This window comes from Streptomyces sp. NPDC024632 (assembly GCF_055559175.1).
In genome coordinates, this window is the sequence record NZ_JBVHLD010000014.1 from 109,226 (window position 1) to 129,879 (window position 20,654).

Annotated in this window: 12 protein-coding genes; 3 read left to right on the forward strand and 9 right to left on the reverse strand. The window is 68.7% G+C overall.

Going from position 1 to position 20,654, the window contains the following annotated elements; genetic code table 11:
- Positions 1-237: hypothetical protein (locus tag ACZ37P_RS27090; protein WP_467349035.1), on the reverse strand; the 237-nt coding region annotated here is incomplete at its 3' end.
- Positions 238-256: 19 nt separating this feature from the next.
- Between ACZ37P_RS27090 and ACZ37P_RS27095 the strand changes: the two genes are divergently transcribed.
- Entirely contained in the window at positions 257-7,195 is a 6,939-nt protein-coding gene (locus tag ACZ37P_RS27095; RefSeq protein ID WP_467349037.1) for a hypothetical protein, read from the forward strand.
- A gap of 382 nt (positions 7,196-7,577) precedes the next feature.
- Positions 7,578-8,462: an RICIN domain-containing protein gene (locus tag ACZ37P_RS27100; RefSeq protein ID WP_467349039.1), complete on the forward strand. Its 885-nt coding sequence runs from the start codon at positions 7,578-7,580 to the stop codon at positions 8,460-8,462.
- 220 nt (positions 8,463-8,682) lie between these two features.
- Here the strand turns inward: ACZ37P_RS27100 and ACZ37P_RS27105 are convergent, their stop codons facing one another.
- Complete coding sequence (locus ACZ37P_RS27105; RefSeq protein WP_467349090.1) at positions 8,683-9,288, reverse strand: LysR family transcriptional regulator; 606 nt, start codon at positions 9,286-9,288, stop codon at positions 8,683-8,685.
- A 70-nt stretch (positions 9,289-9,358) separates the two neighbouring features.
- Between ACZ37P_RS27105 and ACZ37P_RS27110 the strand changes: the two genes are divergently transcribed.
- Positions 9,359-9,622: a hypothetical protein gene (locus ACZ37P_RS27110; RefSeq protein WP_467349040.1), complete on the forward strand. Its 264-nt coding sequence runs from the start codon at positions 9,359-9,361 to the stop codon at positions 9,620-9,622.
- 128 nt (positions 9,623-9,750) lie between these two features.
- On the opposite strand, the gene ACZ37P_RS27115 is transcribed toward ACZ37P_RS27110, so the two are convergent.
- From ACZ37P_RS27115 to ACZ37P_RS27145, 7 genes are all read right to left on the reverse strand, one after another.
- Positions 9,751-10,668 carry a M48 family metalloprotease gene (locus tag ACZ37P_RS27115; protein ID WP_467349042.1) on the reverse strand — a complete coding sequence of 306 codons (918 nt, stop codon included), beginning with the start codon at positions 10,666-10,668 and terminating at the stop codon, positions 9,751-9,753.
- 435 nt (positions 10,669-11,103) lie between these two features.
- On the reverse strand, positions 11,104-11,610 hold the full coding sequence (locus ACZ37P_RS27120) for a Pycsar system effector family protein (protein ID WP_467349044.1): 507 nt from the start codon (positions 11,608-11,610) through the stop codon (positions 11,104-11,106).
- The gene (locus ACZ37P_RS27125) at positions 11,607-12,731 is read right to left on the reverse strand and encodes a PE-PGRS family protein (RefSeq protein WP_467349046.1); all 1,125 of its coding nucleotides are present in this window, start codon (positions 12,729-12,731) and stop codon (positions 11,607-11,609) included. Before ACZ37P_RS27125 ends, ACZ37P_RS27120 begins: the two co-directional genes overlap by 4 nt.
- A 63-nt stretch (positions 12,732-12,794) precedes the next feature.
- On the reverse strand, positions 12,795-14,900 hold the full coding sequence (locus tag ACZ37P_RS27130) for a hypothetical protein (RefSeq protein WP_467349048.1): 2,106 nt from the start codon (positions 14,898-14,900) through the stop codon (positions 12,795-12,797).
- A complete protein-coding gene (locus ACZ37P_RS27135; protein ID WP_467349049.1) occupies positions 14,900-15,739 on the reverse strand; it encodes a hypothetical protein in 840 nt (279 codons plus the stop codon). Before ACZ37P_RS27135 ends, ACZ37P_RS27130 begins: the two co-directional genes overlap by 1 nt.
- Before the next feature lie 138 nt (positions 15,740-15,877).
- Positions 15,878-16,549: a Crp/Fnr family transcriptional regulator gene (locus ACZ37P_RS27140; RefSeq protein ID WP_467349092.1), complete on the reverse strand. Its 672-nt coding sequence runs from the start codon at positions 16,547-16,549 to the stop codon at positions 15,878-15,880.
- An 897-nt stretch (positions 16,550-17,446) separates the two neighbouring features.
- Positions 17,447-20,443 carry a hypothetical protein gene (locus tag ACZ37P_RS27145; protein ID WP_467349050.1) on the reverse strand — a complete coding sequence of 999 codons (2,997 nt, stop codon included), beginning with the start codon at positions 20,441-20,443 and terminating at the stop codon, positions 17,447-17,449.
- Positions 20,444-20,654 lie beyond the last annotated feature (211 nt).

Sequence of the window (20,654 nt, forward strand, 5' to 3'; positions counted from 1 at the left end):
GGTGCCGTTGAGTCCGAATCCGATGGACAATCCGGGGCGTCGGTTGGGTGGTCCGGGTGAGAATCCGTTCCCTGCGCCGGAGTCGAAGCCGCAGGGTTCCGGCGGGCCGGAGTCGCACTCCGACCCGATGGCGAATCCCGGCCGGACCTTGGTCGGCGCGAAGCCCGCGCCGGATTCGGGCTGGAAGGAGCCGGGTCGGGGCGGATCGTCCGGGACGTCATCCGGAACGTCGTCCAAGCCCGTCAGCTCCGATCCGATGGAGAATCCGGGACACCGCCTGGGCGGCGGCATCCCGGACCCGAACGGCCTGTGGAAGCCGCCCGGTTCAGGCAACCGGGGCGACGGCTCGCACGGGGCCGGACCGAAGCTGCCGCCCGCGCCGAAGCAGCCAACGCGCAAGGGTCCCGGTTACGACGGTCCTGCGACGCTCGACGACGTACCGGGCGGGCGGTCGAACTCCGGCAACGGGAGTTCGGGCGACGGCCCCGGCAATCTGCGGTCCAACCAGGGCAACAGCAGCCACACGCAGATCGAGACCGCGCCGCCGCCGCACGAGCCCGGTTCCGGGAAGGACTCCGGTTCCGGGAACGGCAGTCGGCCCGACGGCGGCCAGACCGTACCGCCGGTCGGCAAGGAACCCCCGGCCGCCGCACCGCACACGAAGGAGGCCCCGCCGACCACCGCGGCCCCCGAGCCCAAGTCGCCCGCTCCCTCCGGCAAGGAGGGCAAGCAGCCCCAGAACGGCAAGTCGACGTCGGAGACCACCACCGAGCCGGCCCCCGCCTCGTCGGACAAGGGCAAGGGCAAGGAGCCCGCGACGGACGAGGGCAAGGGCAAGGAGCCTGCCACGGACGGGGGCAAAGGCAAGGAGCCCGCGTCGGAGGAGGCACCCCCCTCGGAGCACGTGCCGCCGGGCGAACAGCCGCACGAGCAGGAGGGGTCGGGCCACGGTCCCGGTCTGAGCGAATTCGACAAGGTGATCCTGGCGCACGAGATCAACCGCGAATTGCACCGGCTCGATCCACGCCGCCCTCCGGTCCGCCCCGGGGACGTGGACGAGCTGCACGCCCAACTGCCCCACTGGCGGCAGCGCATGCCGTTGCGGCCACGCGGTGAGGCGATCGCGCAGACGATGGTGACGGGCAAGCCGCTGTCGCTCCCCGGCGGGTCCTCGCATTCGGGTTCGGGAGGATATTCCAGGACGTCCGTCTTCACCGACCCGAGGGAGCAGAGCAGGCCGCCGGTCTCGTCCTCCGGGCGCCGGTCGAGCCGGCGGTCCTATCCTTCCCCCGGGTCGGTCCAGCGGCCTGGCCTGCTGTCCTACCCCTCCTCCGGGCTCGGCCGCCGACCGATTGCGCCGCCCGCCCCCGCGCCGAGGAGGCAGCCCAGCAGCTCCGGGTCGCGCGGGCAGTCGTACGCCCCGCCGCCGTCGGGATCGAGCCGACAGCCGTACCCGCCGCCGAGTTCGAGCCGACCGCGCACCCCCGTCTCTGACATCGGGGACGTGGAGATGATGGACGCGCCGCCCCCGGAGCACGCCCCCTTCTACGCGCCGACCGCGACGGTCCGGCCCCACGGCATCTCCGACAGGCATTGGCACGACATCCTGGAGGCCCAGCGGATCTCCGAGCGATGGCACACCGACTACTACCGGCGAATGGGCCTTCAAGAGGAGGCGATCCGCCAGAACCTGCGAAATCAGGGAATTCCGGTCTCTCCGCACGACACATTGCCGTTCGAGCCGCTGCCGCGCGAGATCGAGTTGTTGAACTTCGGTCATGAGGTCTTCGCCGACGTACGCCGCATTCTCCACGGGGGCCAGTCGAATCAGGCGTCCTCGGTCGCGGCGACGGGCGGGGCGCTCCAGATTCGCCTTTCCCTGGCCCGGCAGGTCGCTCCCCGGGAGCAGCCCAGAAATACCATGGAACAACTGGGGCAGAGCGCGGCCACGGCATCCATCACCGGCACGGGCAACTGCGGTGAGCACGCGGCCTTGACCTACACGCTCGTGAACCGGCACAGGCTGCCCGAGGGCATGCGTATCTGGTACGTGCCTCTGAATCTGCACCGGGGTGAACGCGGCGACAACCCCGTCGCCCCGTACACCGACCATGTGTTCATCGCGGTCGGTTATCCCGAGCGGCCCCGTAACATCGTCATGCTCGACCCGTGGGAGGTGAACGCGACTCCGATCTTCGCCGGGGATCCCGCTTTCCGCTTCCCGTTCCTGGTCGGTCCGCGCAATGCGCCGTCGATCAACCCGCGGGCCGTTCTCCTGCCGAATGACGGAATCGACTACCTGGCCATCGGCCATCGTCAGATCGGGCACGAAGTCCACGACATCATGGATTTCACCGGTACGCCTCTCCCCGCCAGCCAGTACCAGGGGGTGTACAACATGTATCAGGACTTCGCCATGCCGGCGCCCGTCCGGAACATGTACCCGGCCGGCCCCGCGTGGGACGCCTATTTCGCGCACCGGCACCCCCAGCAGCCCGGCTTGATCCGGCCGGGCGGTTCGTCGGGTCAGCCGTCGGGTCTGATCCGTCCGGGTGGTCCGTCGGGTCAGCCGTCGGGGCTGATCCGGCCGGGTGGTCCGTCGGGTCAGCCGTCGGGGCTGATCCGGCCGGGTGGTCCGTCGGGTCAGCCGTCCGGCCTGATCCGGCCGAGCGGTTCGTCGAGTCGGCCGAGCAGCTCTTCGGGTCGGCCGGCCGGGCCGTCGAGGCAGCCGAGCGGCATGTCGCGTCAGCCCAGCGGTTCTTCGCGTCGGCCCAGCGGCTCATCGCGCCAGCCTGGCGGCTCTTCGGGTCAGCCCAGCGGTTCTTCACGGCGGCCGAGCGGCTCGTCGCGTCGGCCGAGCATGCCGTGGGACCAGCCGGGCGGCCCGGCCCGTACGGTGGGCGGTTCGCCGGACACGGGGATCGATCCGATCCGGGAGCAGTGGGGCATCGGGCGGGTGGTCACGCTGATGGAGCCGCGCTCCGACACGGGGCTGGTGCGCGGTCCTGCCCCGGAGACCGGTCCGCGTACGACCGGTCGACCTGGTGAGTTCGCGGTGTTCGACCTGCCGCTGCCTCCGGCCGACACGCCGTCGTCGTCACGGCCGTTGGGGTACGAGGTCGATCCGGGCGGCTGGATCAGGCTGCCGGACGGCAGCGTGCTGTCGCCCGGCGGCTGGGTCAGCTTCGGGGACGACTTCATCCACACCCCCACGGGCGCGATCATGCACGGTGACAGCGGCTGGATCGGCGAGGTCGGCAACATCGAGCAGATCGCCGAGACCTGGCACCACTTCGACCCGTCGGCGGCCCCACACCTGCCGGTGCCCTCCGGCGACGGCCTGCACATGGTGCCGGTACACCCCGGCGACCAGGCCGTGCACATCCCGCTGCGGCCCCGTACCGACTCGGAGACGCAGGCGGCGGCCCCGATCTCGCACCCCGGCTCCGGGACGCCGCGGCCCCGTGGCCCCGTGCCGACCGGCACATCGGGCACGGCGGGCACGGCGGGCACGGCGGGCACATCCGGTTCACCGGGTCCGTCCGCCAAGGGCAAGGAGCCCGCGACGGAGGGGACTTCCGGCTGGGACGAGACGCCCGCGGCGGCCTGGGCGCCCGTCGTCCGGCCGATGGCGCCGACGCCGTCCGCCGTGCCGTCGCCTCCCGCGCAGGGGACGTCCGGCCACGGTTCCGACCTGAGTGAATTCGATCAGGTGGTCCTGGCCCAGGACATCAACACGGAACTGCACCGGCTGGACGCGACGCATCCGCCGGTGACGGTGGCCGATGTGCCGGAGCTGCACGCGCAGTTGCCCGACTGGCGGCAGCGTATGCCGCTGCGGCCGCGTGGCCAGGCCATCGCGCAGATGATCGTGACCGGTCGTCCGATGTCGCTCCCGGGCGGGTCATCGTCGTACTCGGGTTCGGGAGGGTATTCCAGGACCACCGTCTACACCGATCCGAGGGAGGAGAGCCGGCCGCCGGTGTCGTCTTCCGGTCGCCGGTCGAGCCGCCGGTCCTATCCCTCCTCCGGGTCGGTCCGGCGGACGGGCGTGTTGTCCTACCCCTCCTCCGGGTTCACCCGCCGACCGAGCAGGGAGTCCTCCTTCGCCGAGCCGAGCAGGCAGCAGTACCCCTCGTCGGGATCGAGCAGGCAGCAGTATCCGCCGTCGTCGGGATCGAGCCGACAGCCGTACCCGCCCACCGCCGGATCGAGTCGGCAGCCGTATCCGCCGTCCGCCGGGTCGAGCAGGCAGCCGTATCCGCCGTCCGCGGGGCCCAGTCGGCCGCCTGCGCGCTCCTTCGAGCCGGAGGACGTGGAGATGGCGGACGCGCCGCCCTCACCCCGCCTGCCGAGCTGGCAGCCCGCCCCCTTCTACGTACCGACCGCGACGGCTCCGCCGCCCGGCATGGCGCCCGAGCAGTGGTTCGCCATCGACCGGCTCAACCGTCAGTCCGTGCAGTGGCACACCAACTACTACGCGCAACGGGACGCGGCCGAGGCGGCGAGTCGCGGCGGGCGGCGGGTGGGGATGGGCGATCCCCTTCCGCCCGACATGCTCCCGTCGGAGCCTTTGCAGAACGAGCTGTGGCTGATGGACCTCGGCCATGAGATCTTCGCCGGGGTACGCGAGATCCTGCACGGAGGCCAGTCGAATCAGGCGTCCTCGGTCGCGGCGACGGGCGGGGCGCTCCTGGTGCGCAACCACCTGGCCCGTCAGGTGCCCCGCGTTCAACCCCGCAATATCCAGGAGTCGTTGGGGCAGAGCGCGGCCCAGGCGTCGCTGGTCAACACCGGCAACTGCGGTGAGCACGCGGCCCTGACCTACGTCCTCCTGAACCGGAGGCAGCTGCCCCCGGGGATGCGGATCTGGCACGTGCCGCTCAACCTCCACCCGGGCGAACACCCGTTGCACGCCATCGCGCCGTACACCGACCACGTGTTCATCGCGGTCGGCTATCCCGAGCGGCCTCGCAACATCGTCCTGCTCGACCCGTGGGAGGTGAACGCGACTCCGATCTTCGCCGGAGACCCCGCGTTCCCCTTCCCGTTCCTGGTCGGTCCGCGCAACGCGCCGTCGATCACCCCGAGGGCCGTTCCGCTCCCGCACGACGGGGTGGACTACCTGAACGTCGGTCTCAGCCAGATCGACACGGGCGCGATCCTCAACATCATGGACTTCACCGGCACGCCTGTCGCGGCCAGTCAGTACGAGGGCTTGTACAACATGTACCAGGACCTCGCGATGCCGTCGCCCGTCCGGAACATGTATCCGCCCGGGCACGCTTGGGACGTCTACTTCGCGCACCGGCACCCTCGAATTCCGGGCTCGAACCGGCCGATTGGCGGTTCGTCAGGTCGGCCGGGAGGGTCGTCCGGCCGCCCGGGAAGTTCGTCGCGGCGGCCGAGCGTGTCCTTGAGTCAGCCGGGCGGGCTGTCGCGGCGGTCCAGCGTGTCCTCGGGGCGGCCGAGCGGACTGTCACGGCAGCCGAGCGGTATGTCGGGCCAGCCCAGCGGGTCTTCGAGTCGGCCCAGCGGGTCTTGGGACCGTCCGGGCGGGTCGTCGGGTCGACCGAGTGGGTCGTCGAGCCGACCGAGCGGGTCGTCGGGTCGGCCGGGAAGTTCGGCGGGGCGGCCGAGCGGCTCGTGGGATCTGCCGGGCAACCGGTGGGGAGCGCGGGGCGGTTCGCCGGACGTGGGGATCGATCCGATCCGGGAGCAGTGGGGCATCGGGCGGGTGGTCACGCTGATGGAGCCGCGCTCCGATACGGGTCTGGTGCGGGTTCCCGCTCCTGCGGCGGGTCCGCGTACGACCGGTCGACCTGGTGAGTTCGCGGTGTTCGACCTGCCGCTGCCTCCGGCCGACACGCCGTCGTCGTCACGGCCGTTGGGGTACGAGGTCGATCCGGGCGGCTGGATCAGGCTGCCGGACGGGACTGTCCTGTCTCCGGGTGGCTGGGTCAGTTTCGGTGACGACTTCATCCACACCCCGACCGGCATGATCATGTACGGGGACAGCGGCTGGATCGGCGAGGTCGGGAACATCGAGCAGGTCGCCGAGGTATGGGACGAGTTCGATCCGTCCGCGACCGCGTACGTGCCGGTGCTCTCCGGCGACGGCCTGCACATGGTGCCGGCCCTGCCGGGGGACGAGGCGGTCCACGTTCCCGTGACGCCTCGTACCGGCACCTCTTTCGCGGCGCCGCGCGTGCGGGCGGGCGCGGACGTTCCGCCGGGGAAGGGCAAGGAGCCTGCTACGGATCAGGCCCCGGCGGCGGGCGAGGTCCCTGTCACGTACGAGGCTCCTGTCACGGAACAGGCGCCCGTGTCCCGTCCGGTACCGGTCGAAGCCGTGGTACCGGCGGTACCGGCGATGCCCGTGGCCGTACGTCCGTCGCACGACGCCCCCGAACTCCCGTCCCCCGCACGCTCGCAGGAGGACCGGCTGGCCGAGCGCGGGCTGGCGCCGCTGTACATCCTCGACCAAGGGGACGCGGTGACACACGCGTTGACCGCCGTCGCGCCGGTGGAGAGCGGACGGCTCGTGGGGCACGGACGGCCCGCCGGGTCGCAGGAGTTGCGGGACACCCTGGCCGACGCGCTCGTGACCGACGCGCAACGGCCGCCGGGGGAGCGGCGGTTGTGGCCGCCGCTCACGGGCCTGACCGCCCCCGGACGGACGGCGCCGCTCGTCGGCTCCGAGGAAGCGGCCGTCGAAGCCGTACGTACGGGGACCGGTTCCGATGACGCGGACTGGCTCGTGCTCGCGGTGGCCGCACCCGTGCTCGGGCTCCGGGTCACCGTACTGACGCCGGACGGAACCCCCTGGACGGCAGGACCGGACGACGGCCGCCCCGTCCTGCTCTTCCAGCAGGCGGACCCCGCTCCGTACACCGCGCGGTGGGCGGCGACCGAGCCCGTCGGCGCCGTACCGGAGCAGCGGCCCGTACCGCCCGTATCGCCGCTGTCGGCACCGGAGTTGGCCTCGGACCAGGCCCCGGCCCCTGCCCCGGCTCCGGTGCCCTCTGCGCCCGACCGGCACGTGGCGGCCACCGTCCCGTCCTCGTCCCCGTCCGCGCCGCTGCGACTCGGCTTCGGTACGGCTAGTGGCCCGCGGCACCGGGCCGCCTCCGGCGGGGAACCGGCGCCCGAGGTCTTCTTCGGCTCCGAACCGCGCCCGGCCACGAGGCGGTGAGGGCGAGAGCGCCGATCGCCCCGGACACCTCGGCGGATCCGGTGCCCGCACCGGCACCGGATCCGCGAGAGGAACCGCCGTAGCGGGGTGCACGCGCCGTGTGATATTCGTGGTGCGCAAGGGGAGTGGGGACTCCGGTCACCAAGCGGTACGGGCACCGCCGCGCACGGCACGCGGCCGGTGGACGCCGCACCGGGCCGGGCGGCGCCGTCCCGCCGGTCCTTCTGCTCATGTCGTGCCCATTCCGTGCCCATCCGGTTTCGGGGGCGGCCGTTGGCCTCGGTCCTGGTGCTTGACTGGCCGGGTGTGACCTGAGGGCCTTCATGTGCGTCTGAGCGATGGGCATCTCTTTGTTGGACTTTTGGCGAGTGGGGAACGGGCGTTGAGCGACACCGATCAGGACGAGGCGAAGCGGCGGCGGCGGGCACGGTTCGTCGAGGTGCTCACGAGCAGTGCCCGCCAGCCGGGGGAGCGTTCCCGGCTGGGCTCCAGGGTCGCGGGCGCCACGGCCGTACTGGCGCTCGCCGCGGGCGCCACCATGGGGATCGGCGCCTGGCGCGGCCACCAGGCCGACCAGGACGCGAAGGAGCTCACGGCCGCGCAGACCAAGGCGGCCGACCGGCTCGCCCACCTCCCCACCGGCTCCGTCAGCCCGACCGCGAAGAAGCCGACGCCGAAGCCGTCGCACTCCGCCACGCCCAAGGCGCCGGTCCACACCACCCACTCGCCGACGCCTTCGCCGAAGCGGTCCAAGAAGGCGACCGCCACTCCCACGCCGACCATCGCCGTCTACCCCTCCACCGCGCTGCTCCTGAACGCCGCGACGGCGCTGTGCGCCGACATCCCCTACTTCGGCGCGGGCAAGGTCGGCGGGTCCGTCAACACCCACAAGTGCGACGGCACCAGCAACGACAACCAGATCTGGAACATGCGCGTCCAGCCCGTCGGCAAGGGCCCCGGCGGCACCGACCTCGTCCTCTTCGTCAACGCCAAGGACGATCTCTGCCTCGACATGCCCAACCGCGGCCCCCAGCCCGCCGGCACCACCCTCAACGAGGCCAACTGCGACGGCACCCTCGCCGACAACCAGCTCTGGTGGCTCGAACCCGTCGGCAACAGCGCCGTCCACATCCGCAGCTTCATCAGCGGCAACCTCTGCATCCGCCCCGGCAACGTCAGCCCCGGCGGCTCCGACCGCCGCCTCATGATCGCCACCTGCGGCGCCAACGACGAGTCCCGCTGGTTCCTCTACCCCGTCTCCGCCTGACCCGCCGCCACGGGCTGCTCCGCCTCAGCCCGCGCTGCTCCTCGCGGTTCAGCCGGGGATCATCGAACCGGGGTGGCGCCGGTCGATTGGTCACTCGTGCCGTTGCAACCGGCCGCGAGTACGGCCCCGGCTGCCTGGCGAATGGCGGCAATCACTGGACGTTCGCGGTCCGCCGCAGACCAGGCCAGTGCGGAGGTGCAGGGGGTTACGCCCACAAGGTCTATGTACGCCACACCGGGACGGGGAAAAAGGTGCGGAATGCCGACGGAAGGAAAGCCATAGCAGCACCTGTCGCCACGATGTGCAGCAGTGCTTCCAAATCAGTGGCAATGGGGCCGTATCGCACCGGCGAGCCGTCAAGTCGAGGATCGGAGACCCAGTAGTTCCACCAGGCTTGCGGGGTTCCCAGCGGAATGTCCACCACGGGGTGGTTGGTGAGGTCGGCGAGCGAAACCGACGGTCTGGCGGCGAGGGGGTCGTGAGTGGCGAGACAGACGACTCGCGTTTCGGTGGCCATGTGAAGCAGTTGAATACCCGGTGTGACGGGAGGACGTAGGAAGACGACGTCCACTTCCTTCGGTTGTCTCCACTTTGTGACTGCTCCTCCTGAACAGCTCGAACCCAGCCTTTGTTCAAGGTGCCTAAGTTGTCTGCTGAGTACCGGTTGCGACACGAACAAGCGGGCCGCGGCTCGCCCGCCCGGCCTTTCGGGAATGCTCTGAGCAAGGGTGCAGGGTGCATCCAGGGGAGGGAAACCGGCGTGAAAAAAGTTCTTTGCGGGCCGAGCGATACGAGCCGCTGCAGCGGTTCTCGCACTGGGTTGCATCAGCGTCGCGGCCAGCGGCACGGCCCACGCGGCCGACCCTGTGGTCACGCCGTTCGGAGTGGCCGGCACAATGATCCAGAACTTCCACACGCACAACTGCCTGGACGACAGCGAAAGTTACGGCCTGCGTGCGATCAACTGCACGGACGACAACAACCCCCACCAGCAGTTCTACTACTACCACGAGATCAACCAGACCGATTTTCCCGGCTTCCAAATCGTGAGCGTACAACTGGGAGTCTGTCTGGATGACAGTCCGACCTGGGGCCTGCGCAACAGTGCCTGCAGTTCTTTGTACAACGACCACCAGAGGTGGTTCAGCACCGTGTACTGATGCCGCCGCAGAGAACCGTGCCCGTGCCGGTTCTCCGCCTCGGCATTTCATGACGGCCCGCCAGCTCGACTGGCGGCCCGTCATGGCTTGTGAGCAGCCGAGAAGGTCACACATAGTTCCGCGTTGGTTCAGCGATGTGAGCCTACGTACGGCGCCAGACGGTGCAGGCGAGTGTGATAGTCAGGGTGAGAGGCCAGGAGCTTGCCCAGCAGGCCCGGGCGGTTTCGATGCGCTCGGGTGACCGAACCAAAGGCACCGGTGTTGCCGCGCGCAGCAAAGGATGCCGTCATAGGGACATCGGCTCCTGACCCCTGCGTATGCATCGTCTGGAGCACCTCGGCGAGCATCGGCCCGAAACCGAGAGCCGCGGCATGCTGGTCAGCACGCAGCTCTGCCCGGCGGGCCACGGCGGCCAGAAGATACGGCGCTACGACCAGAGCCAGAATGACGAACCAGTAGGCCAGGGCGAAGGCCACCACGGTGGTGACCGCCGCCACGAGAAGAGCCACCCCCAGACAGCCGTTGAGACGCCGGACGAGTGTGATACCGAGCCGGGCCAGCTTGCGGACGGCGGCCCACGCGAGCCGTCCGGGCACTGCGTACCACTCGCCCAGGAGTGAGGACCAGGCGTGGCCCCCGACGTGGTGCGCCAGTTCGTGAGCGAGAACGGCGCCAAGGTGACCACTGGATAGATTGTTGAGCGAGAACCGAGTGACGCTCACGATGTGGCCGGCCGCGGCAAGCGCATTGAGGTCGTCACTTTCTTCGATCCATAGCTCGTAGGCCCGGCCCTCGACGCCCGCCCGTGCGGTTACTTCCCGCCAGATCGGCTCCAACCGCTCACGTTCCCGTGGTGTTGGATAACGGAGGTTCAGCAGGTGCCGGGCGAGGACGCTTTCGGTCGGCCGATGGAACGCCAGCACGCCCGAGGTGAGCCAGAGGAGCACGACCACCCATCCCGCGTTCGGGAGCACCGCGTAGGAGGCTGTTACCACGATCAAGAAGCTCGCGCCGAACGGCGGTAAGTGCAGGATCAGTTGACCCACCGCCGTGGCATCGAGGCCCCGCTGCCGATCCGAAAGGTGCACCCGTCCGCGGCGGCCGAAGCCCATTTCGCGCGGCTGATCTGCGTTGGTGCCAGGTCCGGTTTCGGGGTGTGCGCCGGTGCCACACCATAAGTCCGCCGGCCCGGTAGGGGGGCGGGGAGCCGCGGTTCGTTCCGGGCTCGGCCGTGGCGCGACTGGATACGGCGGTGGCGGACCTGGCTGCAGTGCCTCCCCGGCGTCGCTCGAGCGCTGTAGGGGAACCGCAGCGCGCGGGTACGCCGGTGGGGGACACGCCATTGTGGTCGGGTGCTCGGGGATGTCAGAGGAGAGGGCGCTGCCGGAATTGATGGGATCGGGTGGGATAGTCACGGCGAAGTGTCTTCCTGGGTGAGCGTTCAGTCGTGCCTCAAGGCACGGCGATTGGATCGGCGACGATCAGTGCAGGGCAAGCGCGATCGGCAACAGCACCGCTCCCGCGAAGTAGAAGGCCAGGCCCGCGCGTATCCAGCGGTGCTTGCAGTCCACGATGCGGCTGTTCTCGGTGAGTGCACTGAGCAGTCCGGCGTCCGGGTCGGTTCTCGTCTGGTCGAGCGCTTCGGCCAGCAGACCCTGTCTTGCAGCGCGACGGATGTCGTCGAAGTACGTCAGGGGGCGTCCCGGCCCCCAGGGGCTCCTGCTGTAACGGGGCCGCACGGCGAGGAGCAAGGACAGCAATGATCCGGCCAGGGCCGTCACAGCCGCCCACCACAGCACGGTTCCGGTGGCGGAGAGCTGCGAAACTGCCCATCGGCGGGTCGCGAGCAGGCCTCCGAGCAGGCCAGCCGTCATACTCAAAGCGCCCAAAAGCAGGGAAGCCTTGCTGTCCGCGTGTGCCGTCTCCGCCCGCAACTCCGTGAGAAGGCGGGAGCCCACGGCCGAATTGTCCGCGACCGGTCCGCTCACTGTCCGTCCTCCGCCCCGTCCGCCGGAGCAGCGTCGGAAGGCATCCGGAACGACGACCCGGTGCCGTCGGCGGGCTGCCAGGTCAGTGAGCCCGGCGCGAGTGGAGCAGGAACGGCTCCGGGCAGACCCCGGGCGAGGAACTCTTCGATGATGCGCAGTGCGGGCCCGGTCAGGCCCGCACTTTGGTAGTCCTCCAGTTTGCTTTCGCCCTTGAGCACTTGCAGAGCGACGTCCCGCTGGCTGCGGATCAAGGTCAGTTGATCCTCGCGCAGGTTCTCCATCACCAACTTGGAGTCCTCGGGGTGTCGACTCAGATGGAGAGCCCAGGACGCCACGCCGCGGTGCTGGAGGTAGTACTCGTAGTATTCGATCCTCTCCGCTTCGAGCTTTCTCAGCTCCGCCTCCTGGCGGCTCTGCTGCATCGCGAGTTCGTGCTGCTGCCCTGCCCGTGCTCTGTCCCGCTCGGCTTGGAGCTCGGCCTCGCGCATCGCCAAATCGTGTGAGGTGCCGAGTTGCTCGTCGGAGTACCTGATCTCGCGCAGCGCACGCTGTTGTGCGATGGCGGCGTCGTCCTGCCGCAGCCGGATCGTCCACGACACACGCAGCCCGGCCTTCTCGGCGAGCGGCCCGCCAGCGGTGACTGCCTGGCGTACGGCCCCTTCCGCCTCAGCACTCCGGTCGATCGGGAACCTGCGGCTGATCTCGCGCATCAGCTCCTCCAGGCGCCTGGTCAACAGCGCGGGAACGTCCCGCTCCCGGCTGGTCACGAACTGGTCCGGTCGGGTGACCTGCCAGGTCATCGCCAGATCGGCTGTGAAGTCGAAGGCGTCGTTGTCGCTCGGCAGTGCGAGCGAGCCGGTGCAGGAATGAACCCCCATGTCCACTTCGTAGACAGCCGTGTACCGCCTCGTGGCGAACTCCGGCCGGGTGGGACGACGCGGCGGAAGGTAGACGTCGTGCTCTCCCTTGTTCGTGGTGAAGACCAGAGCGTTGTCGATCCGGCTGTAGTTCTTGCGGTAGTCGAACCGCGCTAACTGGCGAACCGTCACGACCGGGTCGGCAAGGGCACTGTGCCGATGCGCGCCCTGGTCCCAGTCAGGCTCGTGGCGAAAGTCCGGCATGGGGAGTCACTCCTTGCTCTGCGTTCGTCAGCTCATGGCCGGGCGGCCGGTTGGTGTGGCGGCTCACAGCACGTTCAACAGCCGCTCGGCCACTTTGAGTTGCTCACCCCGCCGACCATGCAGCGTCCGCAACATGTGGCGTAGGCGCTTGCGGTCCTCCGCGGTGAGAGCGAGAGCGGGCAGCAGCACTGCCAACTGCCGTTCGGCGTTCGGGTCGTTCTCGGCCGCGCGGACCCACCCGCCTAGGGCATTCAGCGCGTCGCCGGTGTACCTGAGGTCACTGAGAACGGTCCGCCACAGGTAGGACAGATGCCGGGCGTCCTCGGTGCCTGCCCGAGCCGTGGCCTCGGCGTACCACTGCAGGAGCAGTCGGTCATCGGTGTGGGTGCACGCCAGGACGAAGGCGCGCAGAGCCAGTTCGCTTACAGGCGGCTTGTCCTGGAGTAGTTGGACCACGTCGTGGAGGACCTGACCGCGTACCGGGAGCGACGGATCGGTCAGCAGCAGCGCGACGGACTCGGCGACATGCGCGGTCTGCGCTGCGTCGTCGCCCTCACGGACTGCTTCCACCAGCGCTTCCAGCGCGACCTGCGGCATCTTCCCGCCCACCAGCCCGTAGACACGAATCGCCGTCCAACGGAGCCGGGATCCGGACTCTTCATCGCACCAGGACCGCAAGATCTTCGGGATGTTGGGGGCGGCGACGGAATGGGCCATCGCCAGGGCGTTGGCGGCGACCAGACACGTCCGAAACCGTCTCGATTTCGCCCAGCCCTCGATGAGCAGCGCCATGGCTGAGGGAAGGTCGGCGTCGGCCAGCACCGCCGCTGTGACCGCCGCCCTTGTGCGCACCAGCGGTCGTCCGTCCTCGGCCAGTCGTCCTAGCCAGCGGATCAGGGCCGGCCGCGCTGACGGGTGGGCCGTCCACACCTCGCGGAGGATCTCGCCGGCGGTCCGAGGCTCCAGGAATCGGGCCACGCGCTGCGTCACCGGCCCCCACTCGGTGTGCTCTTCTCGCTGGTACTCCTCGGCGCGTGCGAGCGTCAGCCGTTTGGTGATCGACGTGCCGAAGATGCCGACGCGAGGGCTCGATCCGGCGTCCTCGGTCCGCTGGAACTCCGCCCACAGGCTGTCGCTCAGCTCCGCAGTCAGGGCGTACGCCGCTTCGTCGAACGCTGCGAGGGAGAGCAGAAATGCCTTGTCCCGCAGGAGAGTCCGATCGTCGCTGAACCATTCCTGGACCTGTTTGCGGAGCAGCCTTCTACTGACGGCCGCCAGCTCCTCCTGGTTGGCCTCGCTGTCCGCGTGGCCGGCCAGCGCCTTCGCGAATACGGCTGCCTCGCGAAGTTGGTGGTTGTCGTAGGCGAGGAAGTCGTGAGCGGCAGGCAGAGCGAGAAGCTCCCTTTCCCTCACCGGGTCGTCCACCAGAGCATGAAGATGGGAACGGAGGACGGCCTCCGGGGATGGCGGCCGCCACTCGACAGCACTGACGCCGTGCAGGACGGCGTACAGATCAACCGTCACGACGAGGTAGGCGTTGTTCTTCTCCAGCTCGTCCCGCACGGACCAGACATCGATGTTGCGCAGCGGACTGTCCCTGCTAGTCACCAGGTCGGTGACCAGGTAGCCCAGCGACGTGCCTGTCACCTCGTCCTTGAGCGCGGTGGGCTTGGTTTTCGGGTCGAGGGCGCGCACGGGTACGGCCCCCAGGGCGTGCAGCAGCATCAGGGCGGCACTGTGGCGACCGCTGAACGGCGCGCCCGACAGAACGAGGACCCGCTCCTCGCGCAACTGCCCGAGGAGCGGGTGCACGAGCTCTTCGTATCCCGCGAAGACCAGGGCACGCTCTTCCAGCTCGGACGCGGGGATATCGCCGGACGCGTGGCTGGACATCCCATATCGGAAGTGTTGCTCGATCTTCGTGCCCATGACGAGGTCGCCGGCGACGTGGCCGCCGCTGACCCCGGTCTGGGCGCCGCCGACCAGACTGCCTCCGAAGGAGCGCGGCGCGTGGTGGAGCAACTCGTCGCGAGCTGCCCACGGATCCTGCGGGCTGTCGTTCTCCTCCTCGGCCTGCTGGTTGTCGGCGTGCTCTTGCTGGCCGGGCGGTGGGTCGGTCTCTCCCGGACCCTGTTGGTTCGACTTGTCCTGACGTGGCTGCTCACTCATCAGCAACCGTCCCGGTCCTTGCGCTGGACGCTGCCCATGACGACGTCGCCAGAGACGTGACCGCCGCTCACACCGATCTGATCACCGCTGACCTGGCTGCCCCCGAAGGTCAATGAGCCTCCGCTCACGCTGATGTTCGTCCCGCCTCCCGCGGTTGCCCCGGTGCGAGTGACGGGTGCGTCCGTTGTGCCACGGACCGGTTCGTGTCCGCTGTCGGCATCGGACGTAGCGGCGGATCCTCCGTGCGGCAGGGGCCCGTGCAACCACGCTTCGAGAGTGTCCTTCTTCACCGACACGTCGACCCGGTGGAACTCCTCCGGCCGCAGTCCGCGGTGGCCATGGCGGACGACGCCTTCGAACACCGGTGTCGAGACGCACAGAACGCATTCGGTGGCCCGCTGCTTGAGTGCCTCGCGCAGGACATCGGCGTCCAGCAGCCGGCACGCCTGGTTCAGGTCGTGGCCGACGAGCCCGCCGACCGTCCCCTCACGCGGGTCGCGGGCGACTTCTCCCGATGCCAGGACGGTTCGCAGTCGCATCTGCGCGCTGGTCGCCGCCACGCGGTTGTAGTCACGCAGCGCGTCCGGAGCCGTAGTCAAGAGTGCTCGCAACAGCGCGGTCTTCGGGATGTCGGCGCTGATCAGGATGATCAGACCGTCCCCGCGATCTTCCCTGTACTGCCGGTTCGGCTCGACGCCCGCTGCGGCGAGGATGTCCTCGACCACGTTGTGCAGCCCTCGGCGCAGGAATGCCTGTTCGACGTTGTCCCGGTTGCTGAAACTCTCGATGTCGAGCAGGAGAATCGTGTGGTTCACGGGTTCCGTCAGGGTTAACGACATGCGTGCCTCTCGGACGGCTCGGCTCGGTCCGCAGCACTATCTCGTGAGGGTCTGACAGTGGGGGAGGAACGTCGTCACACCTCATCTGTGACCAAGTGCACACACGCCGATCGCCGACGGTTGACCGACCGGCAGTCGTTATTCGCCGCGGCCGATCCGGCGTAACTGCTCAGGGCGCACGATGACCAGTCCTCTGCGGCTGGTGCGGACGATGCCGCGTTCTCGTAGATCTTTCAGGAGCCGGGCCACCGCCTCACGGGATGCTCCGACCGACCCCGCAAGTTCGTGCTGGCTCAGCCCGGTTGTCAGCCGGACACCCTCTGGATCCTGCTCGCCGTGCGTGCGGGCCAGGTCCAGCAGCAGAATCGCGAGCCGTTCACGTACACCGAGCGCACCCTGCTCCACGCGCTGCCGGTCACTTGCTCGCGTGCGGTCTGCGGTCAGGCCGAGAAGCTGAAGCGCGGTGTCCGACGAGGCGGCCAGGTGGCTCAGGAAGCGGTCGCGATCGATGGTGACGGCTTCCACCTCCCCGAGCGTGGTCACCGTCGCCGAGCGGAGCCGACCGCTGACGGCGGACGCCTCACCGACGATGTCGCCAGGCCCGCGCAGAGCGAGCAGGGCCTCGTAGCCCGTGGCCGCGGAGCGGGTGACCTTGGTCCATCCGGTGAGGATGATGACGACGTGTGTGGACGGTTCGTCCTGACGCATCAAGGTGGACCGTGCGCCGTACTTCATGGGACGGCCGAGTTCCAGCAGGGATAAGCGCTGCTGGTGTTCCAGCCGGGCAAGGAACGGCACCTGGTCGTCCAGCCTCCCGACGCCTGCCTGGGCGGCCGCGGCGGAGGAAACAACCGGCGATCGTCGCCCGGACGATGGATCGGTGGTGTCACCGGAAGGGGCCACTGTCCAACTCCCCGGGTTTTGGTTCTCTACCTCATCAACGGGACTGCTCGCCCCCAAGCTGTAGCTCCTCAGACTAGGACGCCGGCCCTCAAAGATCCCAGCCTGCGCGCAATTTTGACAACATCGTCCCAGGGGCTCGCCTCAGCCGGGCGTCCTAGCCTTCCGAATCCAATTCGCGGCTCGTCACCAAATAGGAAATCCCACTGCGCCAGTCGTTGAACCTGGCGGGGTGCTGAAAACTGCGCGGGATAATGCAGAAATGCAAGGCATCCAGCAATGGGCAAATGTACGGGCAGGTGCCGCCTCGGACAGCGTGGCAGCGGAAGTACGTCGAGTACATCGCCGAGCGTGGGATGCGTTGCCGACGCGCCGGCTGCTGAGTCGGCGCGCCGTGAAGCGGAAGCCGTGGCTCGTCACGGCGCTGAGGCAGGCGCTGTTGCCGCACAGTCATTCGGTCACCTGGATTCGTACCCCTCCCGGTGCGCTGGCATCCCTGGCCGAGACCGGGGTTGGGGGCGTGAAGGAGTGCGATGGGGTGACCTTGGTCTCCGCTGGCGGGACGGGGGAACACCGGTGGGTCGGGGTCGGGCCGTCCGAGGGGGGCGGGGGTTGCGGCATGACGTGCAGGTGGATCGCGGCTGGAGTGTGGCCGCGGTGACAGGTTGGGTGGGTGCGGAACTGGCGCGGGCGATCCGGGTGGGTCATTTGGTGATACCGAGAGTCGAGCATCAGTTGAACGCCAGTTGGCGTGCGATGAGTGGGTCGGGGTTCCGGATCCGGCGTTGTTCCGGAACCCCGGCGCGGTTAGTTGATGGTGGCGATGTCGCTCCAGCCGACGTTGCCGATCTGGGCGGGCGAGCCGGGCGAGCCGGGTGTGCCGTCGAATTGTGTTGTTCCACCGGTGGTGTTGCCGAGTTGGTCGACGAGTTTTCCGGTGGAGGTGGTGGCGATGAGGTCGGGGACAGCGTCTCCGCTGATGTCGCCGACGCTGATGATGAGGGGGTAGTCGGCGGCGGCGTATCCGGTGCCGATCTGGGTTCGGGTTCCGAGTGTGACGACTCCGTTGCCGTCAATCGTGTTCGTGTAGGAGTAGACGACGCCGGTGGCATTGTTGCGGGACCACAGGGTGGCGTGGCCGTTGTCGCCAGGAGTGTTGCCGGGGGCGATGGCGGTGAAGGTGTCCCAGCCGCCGTTGCCGATGAGTTGGGGTGCGCCGAGTTTGTTGCTGGTGCTCGTTCCTGGGAAGAGCCAGAGAAGATTGTTGGTCTCGGCGGTGATGAGGTCAGGGTTGCCGTCGCCGTTTATGTCGCCCGGTGCGATGAGCTGTGTGACCGATGACCAGCCGGGGGCGTAGAGGGCACAGGTTGCCGTGTCCGCGGTGCAGGTCGGCCTGGTGACGGCGGCTCGTTGGTCCTTGGAGTAGTACTGGTTGCCGTTGTTGCTTGTACCCGAGCCGTTCACAGTGTCCCAGTAGAGGTAAAGCAGATCGTTGGTGCCCAAGGCCCACATGTCGTCGGTTTTGGTTCCGGATGCGGATCGTTGGGGGGTGGAGCGGTGGGCAATGAAGGCGTCGTTCCAAGTGCCATTTGTGTTGGGGCCGTTGGCGTTGTCGGAGGCGACGGTGGGTGGGACGTTCGCGGTGTTAGTGGGGTAGAAGCGCAGGCCGGTGGGGGAGCCGGTATAGGTGTCTTTGGTGATGGCGGCGAAGTCGCGGTATCCGTCGCCGTCAATGTCACCGGGCGTGACGCCCATGAGCGGGTTGTCGGGGACGTAGAAGCTGTAGCAGACGGCTCCTGATTCGTTGCCGGCTTTGTCGACGGCGGCGACGTTGAGGAAGTAGGTGCCCCAGCTTCTTGGGGTGATGGCGAGTTTGGTGTCGCCGAGGGCGTGGTTGCCGCCGTTGTCGGCGAGGTCGGATGCGGCGCCGAGGGTCCAGTCGAAGTGGTCGACGCCGCTGCCGGTGTCGGTGGCGGCGAGGGCGAAGTAGTCGGTGGTGCCGGCCTTGCTGACGGTGCCGCCGTCGGTGCAGGAGCCGGTGCCGGGCCCGGAGCCGTTGATGCTGACGTTGGTGGGTGCGGTGGTGTCGTACTTGAAGTGGCAGACCGCCGTGGTGGCGGAGTGGTTGATGCCGTCGTCGGAGCGTACTTGCCATCCGTAGAGATGGCCGTGGATGAGATTGCTTGCTGGGACGGCCTTCGTGGCGGTGCTGCCTGAGGTCAGCCAGGCGGTGTTGCTGTTGACCGGTGCGCCGGGGGTTCCGTTGCCCATGGAGATGATGGCGGTGGCTGGGCTGGTGCTGTCGTCCCAGAGCGCGAACTGGCCGCGGACGAGCTGGCCGTCGCTAGAGTCGGGGTCGGTGACTTTCGCGGAGAGGGTGAGATTGCCGCCGGCGGCGCCGTTGGGGATCCATCCATAGGCGTCGGAGCCGCAGCCTTGTGTGTCTCCACCGGGGCCGGTCCGCGGTGTGGGTGTGGCTTTGGTTTCGGTCGGGACGCCGGGAGTGGTGTTGTAGGTGAAGCTGAGGGTCGCGGTCTTGGCGAAGCGTTTGAAGCTGTCGCGGTCGCCGGTTCCTTCGCTGCCGACGAGTTCCAGGGTGATCATGCCGTCGGTGTCGTTGCTGACGGCCGAGGTGACATCGAAGGCGGAGTGGAACGCTCCCGCGCATCCGGTGTTGTAGGCGCCGCCGATGGGCTGGGTGTCCATCAGTGTGCCGGTGGTGCCGTAGTAGTTGTTCCAGGTTGTGCCGTCGTTGATGTGGGTGGCCATGGAGTACGCCCGCACGTCGTGGGCAGTGCAGCCGTAGCTGGCGGTGTAGGTCTCATCGACGTTGAGCGTGGCGCTGTGAACGGTTTTCGCGTCGATCCAAGTCCCCAGGAACCACTGGTAGATGCTGCGCTCGACGCCGTTGGGGGAGTCATAGCCCTGGTATCCGACGCCGATGCCACGGTTGTCGTAGTCCTCGTTGGACTTCCAGTTGGACGTCCCGGGGTGGCCCTGCTGGATGTAGGTGTAGTCGCCGGTCTTTTGTGATCCGGGAACCCAGGTGGGCGTGTAGCCGGGGTCGATGAACACTGGGTAGGTGGTGCCGGCACCGGTGAGCAGGTCCGGGTCGGGTGTGAGTTGCAGGTCGCCGCCGTCCACCGCGACTGTCACGGGCGCGACCTGTGCGCCGGGCGCAGGACCGGCTGCCTCTGAAGCCGTATCGTCGGCCGGTCCGGCCGTTGCCGTGGCGGCCTTCGAGGCAGCGGGTGCGGAAGCGGTGGTGGAGTCCCACATCTCGGGCGCCGGCGCGTGGAAGATCAGGGTTCCCGAGCTGTCGGTTGCGGAGATGTTCCCGGCGCTGTCGGTGCTGAGCGTCACGTTCGTGCTGTCCGTGGCCAGGTGCAAGGTGCTCAGCGCAGGGTTCTGCGCGGCTTCGGCGGTTTTGACGATGATGGTGTCGCTGAATCCGCCCTGGTCGTTGGCCTGCACGGACAGGTCGACGCCGGGCAGTACCTCGGCGTAGAGCGCGGTGGATCCGGTCACGGTCGGTGCGGGCAGTGCGGTGGGCCAGGTGAATGAGAGTTTCTTGCCTGCGTCGTCCATTGTTGCCAGGGGTGCGGTGCCGCCCCCGGAGAGCGTCAGGGTTGCGGTGGTGGCGGTTGTCCCGTACGTCCCGTCGGCGTTGTGATGGAGCGTCGGGTCGAGCTGAACCCAGGAACCCTCCTGCTGCATGCGCTGCGGTGACGCGCTGACGTTCTGGGTGAACGTGCCGTCGGGCTGCGCGGTCAGGGTGGAAAAGGCGTCGGTTGCGTAGTCCACCTGTACCGGTCGTCCGCTGGCACGAGCCTGGTCCGCGGCAGCGATCTCCGCCGATTGCAGCGGCCCCGGAGAAGCGGCCGGAGGCGAATCGTCGGCCTGCGCGGGAACTGCCAGCGTCAATAGGGAGGCGAGAATTCCGCTTACCGCGGCGATTCCCGTCAACCGGAGACGGCGTCTGCCGCGCACGTAAGTGATGGTCACAGGTTCCACT